This window comes from Virgibacillus dakarensis (assembly GCF_900155625.1).
Taxonomy (GTDB): Bacteria; Bacillota; Bacilli; order Bacillales; family Amphibacillaceae; genus Lentibacillus_C; species Lentibacillus_C populi.
Window position 1 is genome coordinate 1,691,674 of the sequence record NZ_LT732553.1, and the last position, 12,324, is coordinate 1,703,997.

Annotated in this window: 15 protein-coding genes and 1 other annotated feature; all 15 genes read right to left on the reverse strand. The window is 40.7% G+C overall.

What is annotated here, in order from left to right; genetic code table 11:
- Positions 1-79: 79 nt before the first annotated feature.
- The 15 genes from pheA to CZ382_RS08645 all read right to left on the reverse strand — a co-directional run bounded on the left by pheA (position 80) and on the right by CZ382_RS08645 (position 12,208).
- Positions 80-934: a prephenate dehydratase gene (pheA, locus tag CZ382_RS08575; RefSeq protein ID WP_088050761.1), complete on the reverse strand. Its 855-nt coding sequence runs from the start codon at positions 932-934 to the stop codon at positions 80-82.
- 36 nt (positions 935-970) lie between these two features.
- Positions 971-2,251: a GTPase ObgE gene (obgE, locus tag CZ382_RS08580; protein WP_088050762.1), complete on the reverse strand. Its 1,281-nt coding sequence runs from the start codon at positions 2,249-2,251 to the stop codon at positions 971-973.
- A gap of 7 nt (positions 2,252-2,258) precedes the next feature.
- Entirely contained in the window at positions 2,259-2,789 is a 531-nt protein-coding gene (locus CZ382_RS08585) for a Spo0B domain-containing protein (protein WP_088050763.1), read from the reverse strand.
- A gap of 179 nt (positions 2,790-2,968) precedes the next feature.
- Positions 2,969-3,259, reverse strand: a complete 291-nt coding sequence (rpmA, locus tag CZ382_RS08590) for a 50S ribosomal protein L27 (RefSeq protein ID WP_088050764.1) — start codon at positions 3,257-3,259, stop codon at positions 2,969-2,971.
- Between the two features lie 4 nt (positions 3,260-3,263).
- Entirely contained in the window at positions 3,264-3,599 is a 336-nt protein-coding gene (locus tag CZ382_RS08595) for a ribosomal-processing cysteine protease Prp (RefSeq protein WP_088050765.1), read from the reverse strand.
- Positions 3,600-3,610: 11 nt separating this feature from the next.
- Positions 3,611-3,919 (reverse strand): 50S ribosomal protein L21, encoded by a 309-nt coding sequence (rplU, locus tag CZ382_RS08600; RefSeq protein ID WP_088050766.1) that lies wholly within the window; start codon positions 3,917-3,919, stop codon positions 3,611-3,613.
- A gap of 14 nt (positions 3,920-3,933) precedes the next feature.
- Positions 3,934-4,055, reverse strand: a sequence feature (ribosomal protein L21 leader region).
- 71 nt (positions 4,056-4,126) lie between these two features.
- Complete coding sequence (locus CZ382_RS08605) at positions 4,127-4,987, reverse strand: site-2 protease family protein (protein ID WP_088050767.1); 861 nt, start codon at positions 4,985-4,987, stop codon at positions 4,127-4,129.
- On the reverse strand, positions 4,974-5,747 hold the full coding sequence (locus CZ382_RS08610; protein ID WP_088050768.1) for a M23 family metallopeptidase: 774 nt from the start codon (positions 5,745-5,747) through the stop codon (positions 4,974-4,976). Before CZ382_RS08610 ends, CZ382_RS08605 begins: the two co-directional genes overlap by 14 nt.
- A 108-nt stretch (positions 5,748-5,855) precedes the next feature.
- A complete protein-coding gene (gene minD / locus CZ382_RS08615; RefSeq protein ID WP_088050769.1) occupies positions 5,856-6,653 on the reverse strand; it encodes a septum site-determining protein MinD in 798 nt (265 codons plus the stop codon).
- A complete protein-coding gene (gene minC / locus CZ382_RS08620; RefSeq protein WP_088050770.1) occupies positions 6,646-7,332 on the reverse strand; it encodes a septum site-determining protein MinC in 687 nt (228 codons plus the stop codon). The genes minD and minC overlap by 8 nt, the downstream gene beginning before the upstream one ends.
- A gap of 41 nt (positions 7,333-7,373) precedes the next feature.
- Entirely contained in the window at positions 7,374-7,901 is a 528-nt protein-coding gene (gene mreD / locus CZ382_RS08625) for a rod shape-determining protein MreD (RefSeq protein WP_088050771.1), read from the reverse strand.
- Positions 7,901-8,779, reverse strand: a complete 879-nt coding sequence (mreC, locus tag CZ382_RS08630; RefSeq protein ID WP_088050772.1) for a rod shape-determining protein MreC — start codon at positions 8,777-8,779, stop codon at positions 7,901-7,903. Before mreC ends, mreD begins: the two co-directional genes overlap by 1 nt.
- 12 nt (positions 8,780-8,791) lie before the next feature.
- Entirely contained in the window at positions 8,792-9,832 is a 1,041-nt protein-coding gene (locus CZ382_RS08635; protein ID WP_088050773.1) for a rod shape-determining protein, read from the reverse strand.
- Between the two features lie 524 nt (positions 9,833-10,356).
- Entirely contained in the window at positions 10,357-11,046 is a 690-nt protein-coding gene (gene radC / locus CZ382_RS08640; protein ID WP_088050774.1) for a RadC family protein, read from the reverse strand.
- A 247-nt stretch (positions 11,047-11,293) separates the two neighbouring features.
- Positions 11,294-12,208 (reverse strand): SPOR domain-containing protein, encoded by a 915-nt coding sequence (locus CZ382_RS08645; RefSeq protein WP_140392723.1) that lies wholly within the window; start codon positions 12,206-12,208, stop codon positions 11,294-11,296.
- Positions 12,209-12,324 lie beyond the last annotated feature (116 nt).

A 12,324-nucleotide genomic window follows, 5' to 3' on the forward strand; every position in this document is an offset into this window, starting at 1 on the left:
AATAGTAAAATAGTGAAACTTCATATTACACGTTTAATGCGTAATAAAATCATCACTCCATTTCCTAACGCCATTTTTCTTATATATTCAACTGGTAGACCGGATATGTACCTAAAATTGTTACACTACATCCCAATGCTTCTAATTCAGCCTTTACACTTGGGAATAGTACATCATCATAGGGCTGGTTGACGTCCACAATAAAGAAGTAATTCCCAAGTCCTGTTTTCATTGGTCTGGATTCAATTTTTGATAAATTCATTTTTCTCCAGGCAAACGCTGAAAGTACCTGATGAAGGGCACCAGCATAATCACTCGGCAATGTGATTAAAAGACTTGTTTTCTCTGCATTCACCTCATGATGAATATGGATGTTATGTTTATCCTTCGTTAACACTGCAAACCGTGTATGGTTATTCGGGTAATCATGGATATTGTCTCTATAGATCGAAAGACCAAATTCTGCTGCTGCCAGTTTATTACCAATGGCTGCTATGCTTGTATTACGGGTGCTGACAATTTCGGCAGCCTTACCTGTAGACGAAGTATAGTGAATCGATGCTTTTGGCATGTATTCATGAATATATTGATGGCACTGTGCAATAGCTTGTCTATGTGAATGAATCTCCTTAATTTCTTCTAAATCACCAGAAAAATCTGGTCGAACTAGCAGATGCTGCTGAATCGGCACAACGATTTCAGCAACAATCGGCAGCCGCACCTGATGGACAAGATAATCGACAGTCAAATGTACGGTCCCTTCAATAGAATTTTCCAGCGGTACAACACCAATATCAATTTCATCCCCATCAATGGCATCAATACATGCTGGTATCGTGTCAAAAGCTTGTTTATCTTCCCCATTAAATGCAGCATCAACGGCCAATTTGGTAAATGTTCCTTTTGGCCCCAAGTAACCTATCTTTACCGTCAATCAAACCTACTCCCTTATCAATTTAACTTTGCATCATTACTCAATAAATTCAAACTCATAATCCAGTAATCTTATCGTATCGCCATCTTTGGCGCCACGCTTGCGCAATGCCTCATCAACACCCATTCCTCTTAGCTGGCGGGCAAACCGTTGTACCGCCTCATCGCGATTAAAATCGGTCATTTTAAACAATTTTTCAATTTTAACACCTGACAGCACAAATGCACCGTCATCATCGCGGGAAATCGCAAAGGATGCTTGTGGCCGTTGATAACGATAAACAACCGCTTCTTCCGTTTCTTCCATTTTCGGCGCAGCCTTTGGTATGCTATCCAATGCATCAGCAATTGCGAATAAAATATCGCGAAGTCCTTCTTTTGTCAACGTGGAAATTGGGAAAACCGGGAAATCATCTTCCAGTTTCCCCTTAAACAATCGTAAATTTTCCTCTGCACCAGGCATGTCCATTTTATTGGCCGCAATGATTTGCGGGCGGTCCATAAGCTTTTGGTCATACTCTTTTAATTCTTGATTGATTTTTACATAATCGTCGTATGGATCGCGTCCCTCTGTCCCCGCCATATCAATGACATGGACAATTACTCTCGTTCGCTCCACATGCCGCAAAAACTGATGCCCCAATCCGACACCTGAATGGGCACCCTCAATTAAACCAGGTAAATCAGCCATAACAAAGCTGCGATGATCACTTGTGTCGACTACACCCAGGTTTGGTGATAATGTGGTGAAATGATAATCAGCAATCTTTGGCTTTGCTGCACTTACTACGGAAATAAATGTAGATTTACCTACACTTGGAAAACCAACAAGACCGACATCCGCAATCAGTTTTAATTCCACCTTTACATTACGTTCCTGACCTGGTTCACCATTTTCAGCAAACTCTGGTGCAGGATTGCGAGGTGTGGCAAAACGGGAATTACCACGGCCGCCCCGCCCACCGTGTGCGATGATTGCGCGCTGTTCGTGGTATGTTAAATCAGCGATTATTTCCTGCGTATCCTCATCCATCACAGTTGTCCCAGGTGGAACCGGCACAATCAGCGGTGCAGCATTTTTACCATGCTGATTTTTACTCATGCCGTTTTCTCCGCGTTTTGCTTTAAAATGGCGATTGTAGCGAAAATCCATTAATGTATTCAGTCCTTCATCCACTTCAAAAACGACATCTCCACCATCTCCACCATCTCCGCCGGCGGGACCTCCTTTTGGTACATACTTTTCGCGCCGGTAGGCAACAAGCCCATTACCCCCGTCACCGGCTTTTATGTATACACGAACCTGATCTACAAACATTACTTGCTCACCTCATTCTGGAAAACGGAATAGATACGATACAACTTACACCGTTATCCGTTTTGCTGCAACTCATTTTATTAGGATGTTTTTTGTTTAGTTTGGAAACTGGCTCTTTCGGAAAATTTCCAGCTAACAAAAAGCGGGCATCGATAGTTGATGGCGTAGCTTCCAAGTGAAGCTCCCCATTATATAATTCCATATTGTCAAGCAGCTCCCCCAGCAGATCAATAGCCGATTGACAATATTTTACCAATGTATCATCAATCGCCTGCAGATGAATATTTTCCATATTTATATAATATGTCAATCTAATGTTCGCATGTATGGAATTAACTTGAATCAGCCAGAGAGCAAATTTTGGAGCACCAAGACTCATTAGTTTTCTTTCTTCATAAAACCGATCCATACATTCCGCAATTTTTGTTTTGACTTTATCCAATTTCCCCATAGATGCGTATCCCTGGACTATCTGCAAGTCATTCATCAGGTCATGCCGATATAGCCTAAGCAAATCCACCATTTCTTTCTCGCCCAACTTTAAGCCCCCCTATTATTAACAAGATTATAGCAGAAATAAGGAAAAACTTCATTTCATTCTAAATAAAAAACCCCAGCCGATAAATCAGGCTAGGGTTTTGAACCAGATGAAAAGCTGAAGCACAAATCAAATTTCCCGTTAATTCAATCCTGCTTCTATTGCATCCGAAATTTGTGTTACGCTTCTTGAGCCACCGGGTAAACACTTACCTTTTTGCGATCACGGCCGTAGCGTTCAAATTTCACAACACCATCCGTCTTGGCAAAAAGTGTGTCGTCTCCGCCGCGGCCGACATTTTCACCTGGATAAATTTTTGTTCCGCGTTGACGGAAAAGAATTGATCCACCTGTCACAAACTGGCCGTCTGCACGTTTTGCACCAAGACGTTTTGCTTCAGAATCACGACCGTTCTTGGTACTACCAACACCTTTTTTCTGTGAGAAAAACTGTAAATCCAGACGTAGCATGTCACTACACCTCCTTATTTACTATTGTAATAAACTGACTATATTCACTTGCAATCGTTTTTAATGAAACGATCATGCCCGCAAACAAGAGCTGTACTTTTGCCGTTAATCTGTCATCCAGATCGGCAGGAAGTGCAACATGAAGGTAACCACCTTCATTCCCCTGTTCAATTTCGAGGTTAATTTGGCATAATTCAAGTACCGCATTAACTGCACCAAAGGATACAGCTGAAACACCTGCACATACCAGATCAAATCCATATGGACCACTGCCAGCATGTCCGGAAATTTCAAATGCCGCAATTTGCTCACCTAACCTGAATATCGTTACATCAATCATAGCATATACCCTTATGCATTAATTTTCTCAACTACAAGTTTCGTATACGGTTGACGATGACCTTGTTTACGATGGTAGTTTTTCTTAGGCTTAAATTTAATAACAGTTATTTTCTTTTGACGGCCTTGTTTTTCAACTTTTGCAGTTACACTAGCACCATCAACATATGGTGCGCCAACTTTCACATCGTCGCCACCAACGAAAAGTACTTTATCAAATGTCACCGAATCATTTGCTTCTGCAGCTATTTTCTCTACGTAAATTTCCTGACCTTCCGTAACCTTGATTTGTTTACCACCTGTTTCAATAATTGCGTACATTTCCTGCACCTCCTTAATAGACTCAGACTCGCCATTCAGGTACTCTTTTAAGCCACGTCCAACTACCAATCGTTAAGAAGGATACGGGCAATTATAATATGAGTTTAAAACCTGTTCTGTGCGGTTGTAGCAAATGGTGCTACGATGAATAACGTATTGATGTTAGCATGTTTACCTATTAGTTGTCAAGTGTCCAAATCAAGTATTTCAACTATAACGGGCAATTTCACCGATAGGTTTATTATATTGCTTATCGTAAAAAAAACGCTGCAAACAATCGTTTTCTTCGATTAGTTTTCGTTGATTTTCCGGAAATTGAATATAGATGGAATGCCTCTTTTCCCGATGGAAATGTGCAAACACATCCATTAATGTACAGTCATACGGTACAACGATGGAACGTATCCCCTTTACTGGCGCGCTCCCCTGATATCGATTTAATAAAAAACGCATAAACACATAATACCGCTGCTTCCAATCCATTCTATTTTCTTTTAGCAAAAAGAGAATGAGCAAGAAGGAACTTAAGGTAAAAGGAAACACGAACAGCTGCAACAGCAAAAGGCTTGTACACGCAAGCAAGGATACGATAATTACGGAATGATATGCTTTCTGATATGGCAATAAGGATGAGAGCAATAGAAATAAAAATTTCCCGCCATCAAGCGGCCATATTGGCAACAAATTAAAAAGTAAAATCAAAGTATTATAATGTAATAGCATGGTTATGATGGACGGGGGGAGTACCTCACCCGCAGAAACGACAAATATGATCCCATAGAGGATGATATTCTGAAACGGCCCGGCAATTGTAACGAGCATTTCCTCCCGTAACGGCCTGTTACCATGCTCGTCCGTATCCATCACGCCACCAAATATCCATAACATAATGCTTCTAATCCGCCATTTATAGAGCAGCGCCATCGTATAATGGCCAAACTCATGTAATAACACAATCGATAAAATAACAAATAATTCCACAAATGTACCTGTAAAGAAGGAAATTGCGATAAATACCAGGAGAATTGGGTGAATATGAACGGCTGGCAAATACTTATGGACCGTCATCGACTTTAATTACCTGTACGGGATCAACGTATTTGTTATCCTTTTCAATAGCAAAAAATACCGTTTTATTAGCTTCATCCGGAACAAATTCTCCAAGTCGCTGATTGCCTTCAACATATTGGTATAAATGAACATTAATGGAGTCCAAGTAGCCGTATGTTGATGTGCTGCCGTCAGCATGCTGTACCACAACTGTTTTATCTGTTTCCCGGTCATTACCGGCAAAAATAACCACCCCGTCACGTAATACAAATACATCAGCCGTGTCCTGTGGTGCAATCATGATTCCTGAGCCATTCGCCTGAAAGGACTCAGCAAGTTTTCCGTTAACCGGAAGCGCCAATGCTTGATCATGTCTTGTTTTCTGCTTATCTTTTGGTGCAAATGCCAAAGGAGATCCAAATGTTTCCTGATACCATTGGTTAACCCGCGCAAAGGGAAACTCCTTGGTTAAAGCAGTGGTTGCCAGTTCTGCTGGTTTACGGAAAATTTCCGCATTAGTCTGGAATAAAAATGCTGCACCAAAAAATAATATGACCGATAATACACCCTTCAACATCATTCCGGAAATTAACCTGCCCCGATTCGGATCATTACTCTGTCCGGTATCATCTGGAAAGGCCGGGAAGTACCCGTGCTTTTCCTCTTCTTGTGGTAAGTTGGGGTGCAGATTTTGTCGGGGGAGCTCTTTGGTGTTCAGGAAACGCTGATTTTTACGTTGTGCGATCGATTTCCGAACTTGTTTAACACCTTTATCCATGATCCTCATTCCTTCATCAGACTTTTTTTACAATTGTATGTGAAGGAAGGACAAGTTATGTTAAAAATGCAACGGGAGATAATCATCCCATTGCATTTTTTCAGATGTTTATGATCGGATGCCAAAGAATTTCTTAACTTTTTGAAACACTCCTTTTTCATTCTCTAACGATTGTAAAGGAACGGTTTCACCCAAAATTCTTCTAGCAATATTGCGGTAGCTGATGGAGGCTTTTGAATTTGGATGAAATGCTACAGGTTCACCTTTATGCGAAGCTTTAATTACCTCATCATCGTCAATCACAATTCCGATTAAATCAATTGATAAAATTTGCAGAATTTCATCAACGTCATACATGTCACCACTTTTCATCATATGGTTGCGAATGCGGTTAATTACTAATTTCGGATCTTCTATTTCTTTGTTTTCCAGCAGTCCGATAATCCGGTCAGCATCTCTTACACTTGATTTTTCTGGTGTGGTAATAACGATTGCTTTATCAGCTCCTGCCACAGCATTTTGAAACCCTTGTTCAATACCTGCAGGACAATCAATAATGATGTAATCATATTCTTGTTTTAATTCCGTGATAATTTTTTTCATATGTTCCGTCGTACCTACAGACTTATCGCTTGTCTGTGACGCTGGCAGCAAGGCTAAGCAATCAAAGCGTTTATCCTTTATCAGTGCCTGCTTTAACTTACAGCGTCCTTCGATAACATCGACAATGTCATAGATAATCCGATTTTCCAGTCCCATCACAACGTCAAGGTTACGTAAGCCTATGTCTGTATCAATCAAACAAACCTTCTTCTCCATTAAAGCCAGGGCTGTACCAATATTGGCGGTCGAAGTCGTTTTTCCAACCCCGCCTTTACCGGAAGTAATGACGATTGCCTCACCCATTTAGCATTCTCCTTTCAAACCCGCTTAAATCTTTTCGTCTATGTGAAAGAACTTGTAGTCGATCAATAACAATTTTATCCTTCTCTTCATCAATGAGACCACATTCCATGTACACACCATCAGATTCATAGTCTGGGGCACGGCTGATATAATCTGCTATTCGGAGTTGGCTGGGCTTCATGTAGGATGCCGCAATAATAGCATTTCGATCACCATCTGACCCGGCATGGGCAATACCTCGCAGATTGCCCATAATGTAAATATTGCCTGTTGAGACAACCTTGCCTCCCGGGTTTACATCACCAACCAAAAGCAGATCACCTTTTACTTCCAGGACTTGTCCAGATCTTATTATTCTAGTTAAAGCCTTTACTTCACTTTCTTCTTTCCACAAAAGAGCTTCTTGCTTTTGTATGACATTTGATTCAAATTCCTGAGCATAAAAATGACTATCTCGCTCAATTAATTCCTGTAAGCGTGTTGTCTGTTCCAAATCCAAATAGCGGTTGCCGAGTTTTATCGTCACAGGTACCCTTGGCTCCTCCCTACTTGCATGATGCTCAATAAGTTTTTCGTTTAACTCGATGAACGCATCTTCAAATGAGCACGAGTCGTCGATAAACAGTGTAAGACCGTCCCTTGTCCCTTTAATCGTTATCAATTGCTTATTCTCACGCACGATATGTTCACCTCATTAATCCCATTTACAAGACAATTTGATCAGCTGTGCAATTGCTCATCGCCCCATTTTATAAGTGGTTTTCTTACCAATGGATACAACACCAGTAAAAATAGCAGATTTGCCAAAATGCTTGGTAGTAACCGGTAAACCAAGTAATGAACAAGTGTCATATCCGCCAGGTCAATTACTGAAAAAATGATATAAATGATAAAGTCTGCCATCGCAATTCCAAGAAATCCCAATAAAAGTGTTACATAAAAATTGGCATGCAATAGTTTTTTCAATCCGCGTACAATGTAAATAACCAATGCATATGTGAACATGTAGACGCCGAGAATTCCTGTATACACAACGTCAATCAGCATTCCAAATATAATCGCATAGAAGACAGATGTATATGTATTCTCTTTATCATAAAAAATCGAGATACACACTAAAAAGACAAGGGGCCAGTGCGGAATAATTAGTAATTCTCCGGTTACTAGGCGGGTCGGCAATAATTCCAGTGATACACCTTCCAGAATCACAATCAGAAAAAGAATCAGAGGCAAAAATAATCGCTTCATTATTCTTTACCCTCCAGATCACTTTTGGCTTCATCACTGTCAGTAAGATCACGATCCACCACTATTACATGATTTATTTCATACATATTGGCTGCCGGTTTAATTAGTGCTGTACGGGTTAGCCCATACTGATCCGGAACTACTTCCTTAACCGTTCCAATTGGCAGACCTTCAGGAAAGACGCCGCCCATCCCGGATGAAACAACCAATTCTCCTTTTTTTAGGTCTTTATCCGATTCCTCGATAATTTTAAACAATAGTGAATTGCTTTCTTCATCAAATTCTTCAATTAATCCAAAAATATCTTTCCCGTCCTTGCGTGAAATGGTTGCTGAAATACGATTGAACTGATCAAACCCGGTAAGCAGTTGAACGGTTGATGAAAACTGGGATACAGACTGTACTTTCCCAATCATTCCATCACCGGTTATTACAGCCATATTTTGTTTAACACCGGCTTGCATTCCTTTATTAATCGTTACCTGGTCAACCCAGCGTTCCGGTGTACGCGACATAACCGTTGCTTGTATAGGATTAAAATCCCGCAATGATTCTGTCTTTTTTAATGTTTTTCGAAGCTCCTCATTTTCTTCTTTAATTTCCTGAACCTCATAAATCAAGCCTTTATATTCCGATAACTTTTCTTTTAACAGTTGATTTTCCTCGTACGTATTTTTTAAATCATCAATGTTTGTAAATATATCAGTCATAAATTTAACCGGGGCATGTATCACACTCTGCACCCATCCAACAGAGTCCTTAATAAATTGTTCAGGGGTAGATAAATTTTCCCTATCCCTGAGTGAATAGCCAATCAAGGCAACAAGGATGATAAACCCAATTAGAATAATAAATAACCTTTTTTTTCGAAACTGCATAAAAACACAACCTTATTCTACAGTAGGACGAGTCGATACATTCGGATGGTTGCGGAAATGCTGAATGTATTCTAATGATTTACCTGTTCCGATTGCGACACTGTCCAACGCATCTTCAGCTACAAATACAGGCATCTTCGTCTCATCACTTATCACTTGATCTATATTCCGTAAAAGGGAACCGCCACCTGTAAGGACGATGCCACGATCCATAATATCCGCTGCAAGTTCTGGAGGTGTTTTTTCCAGCGTGTATTTCACGGCATTGATTATTTCTTCCACCGTGTCAGCCAGTGATTCGGCAATCTCCTGCGCTGTTATCGTGATGGTCTTGGGCAGTCCTGTCAGCATATCCCGTCCACGAATATCCAGTTCTTCATTTTCTGCAACCTCACCAGCTGTTCCAATATCCAACTTAATCGATTCAGCTGATCGCTCACCGATCATCAAATTATATGTTTTTCGGACATATTGTGTAATAGACTCATCCATATTATCACCAGCAATCCGAATAGACTGGCTGGTAACGATGCCTCCTAACGAAATGACTGCTACTTCTGTGGTACCACCGCCAATATCAACAATCATGCTTCCCGTCGGTTCCCAAACAGGCAGCCCTGAGCCGATTGCAGCTGCAAATGGTTCTGCAATCGGAAATGCATCCTTTGCACCCGCTTGCTTTGTAGCATCGATCACTGCCCGCTCCTCAACCATTGTAATCCCTGATGGAACGCAGATCATCACATTTGGTTTCTTGGCAAATGCAGATCGTTTACGCATTGCCTTTTTGATATAATATTTCATCATTACAGCCGTCGTATCATAATCAGCAATGACGCCATCTTTCATTGGCCGAATAACTGAAATATTCCCCGGCGTTCTGCCAATCATATTTCGAGCTGAACTCCCAACCGCCTCAACATCCCCGGTAATAACATTTTTCGCAACGACCGATGGTTCCCTTAGAACAACGCCTTTACCTTTAACAAAAACAAGTGTGTTCGCAGTGCCTAAGTCTATTCCCAAATCTTGTGACAAGCTAAATCTTCCCAAAAAAATCTTCCTTTCCAAAATAACCACTCGTAAGTTGTATGTAGCTTAACTATATCGATTTATTCTACATATTGCAATGTAATCCAACCCTTATATTTTAACATTTATTATCCTTCATAAGTAGCTTTTTTTATTGTCTACTAGGAAACTATAAAATTTATACGCCGTGGATAACTGGATAGTCGAAAGGGGCCACGTCCAGCTCCAGCGCCCAGCAACTAGCAAACTTCACACTCCTTCACTACGATAAGTCAACATCGGTTCGGGTAGGAAGGAAGGCCGACTAAGAACGGGCTTTGCGCCCAACTCACGTCTACCCCTTTTGCAGGGGCATGTTTCCTTTATCTCATTGCGGAGCGCTCCAGTTTGTACGTTGCTAAACGGGCGCTTGCGCTTTTCTTATTACAAATTATAATAAGCGCCAATTTCAATAATCAGATTGAAAAATGGCGCCAATTTGTCGGTTGTCTATCATATTATACGAAAAAAATAAAAAAATAGATAGTGTTATAATGAGATTTCACTTATAAATAACCTTTTTCTTTCAGTGATACAAATTTACGATCGCCGATAACGAGATGATCCAACAGTTCAATGCCAATCATTTTCCCGGACTCGACTAACCGTCTTGTTACATGAATATCTTCCTGTGATGGGGAAGGATCGCCTGAAGGATGATTATGGGCACAGATGATTGATGCAGCTGACCGTTTTACTGCTTCCCGGTAGATTTCACGAGGGTGGACAATGGAAGCATTCAAACTGCCAACAAAAATCGTTTGCCGATGAACAATCTGATTTTTGGTGTTGAGGAATAATACAACGAAGTGCTCCTGGCTAAGCCCTCGCATCTCTTCCATAATGTAATCCGCTCCATCTTCTGGTGAACGGATAATGTAACGATCGTCCGGCTTATACTGATTCATCCGCTTTCCCAGTTCAATTGCCGATAGCAGTAAAACTCCCTTTGCGGTGCCAATTCCCTTGATCGCTGTAAGCTCCTCTATTGTAGCATCCTTCAATAACTTCAATCCTTCAAAATGTGTTAATAAACGTTGTGACAATGCCATAACCGATTCCTCTTTCGTGCCGCTTCCAAGTAAAATTGCAAACAGCTCTTGATTTGATAAATGGCCCGCTCCAAACGTTAATAAGCGTTCGCGCGGCCGATCTGCTTTCGGCACGTCCTTAATCATGATGGATGATGTTGCCATTATTTTCCCCTCCTTGTTTTCGTAATTTCCATAGTAGCGGTTATGGCCTTTTTCGACAAACTGGTAAAATAGTATTTTCAGCTGCTTTTTCTCTACTAAAATCCAATTTTCTCTTAGAGGAAAAATGGATTTTGCGGCCTCATTTAATCGTTAAAATGTAAAAACAGGTATTTGCAAAATACCTGTTTTCTGATCTACGATAATAGCAGCAAAACGGCTTATTGACGCTATCGTCTACCGTCCGTATTTATTTACTCAGGATCAGTTCTTCATATTGCGACCATTGCTCCAAAAGGAATACTTGACCGCTCACAGCATTTCCTTCTTCCATCTGCTGAAGCGACTTCGTTAACTGCTTATGAAATGGTGCTATGCCTTCTCCCTTTTTTGGAAAACCATTGACTAATTTTTGCCATGCGTCGGCCGATAACGCCTCACCTGCACCAACTTTTTTAACAGAATCACGCCACAGGTCAGTAAAGGACTGGAGCCATTCATGTTCTTTGGCAGTTACCTTTATTTCCGTTTTTTTGGTATTCCATTCCTTTGCGTAAATTTCGAAATCGGTGAATTCAGCAGAAAACAGATCTGCTTGTTCTTTTGTATCGGCAATACCTGCCAGAAGAAAAAACTGACCGTCCCGTTTCCAAATTACCGTTGGAAACCCGGCATTTTTAAATTTCCCGGACCATTCTGCGGCATTTTCCTTAGATGAAAAAATACCAGCCTGCAACACAAAGGCGTTTAATTGTTCCACCGAATAACTGGAACCATTCTGATCAGACTTGTCGTCCGTATTATTACTCACGGAGCTTGTATCGGCCAGTCCGCTGTTATCCATTCCGCTGTTTGCTTCGTGACCAACTCCATCAAACATATGCAACATAATAATACCTAGACATATACCGATCAGTACAGCCGATACTGCAGAAATAATAATTGTTTTATAGTTTCCGGTTCTTTTTTTAGCCTTTCCGTAGTGATCATACTTGTCATCCAGGGAGTGATAACGATCAAAAGTTGGAACCTGTTCATTTTTTTCTGAATCCTCCAATGCTGAAGCCTGTTCATCATGAAATGGTCTTTTTTCATTGGTCATATCTTGTCCAATCTTTGTTTTTTTTCCGTTCATCCATATGACTATTGGTTTCTTTTTGCTCACGTTCTCCCCTCACTTTGCTGCTTCTTTTTTTAACTCTAGCACAGCTAAACTGCAAAGTAAGACGAGTTTTGTCACTCTTGTAAAAAAAACGTTCAACATAATTTTTCAAGAAATGT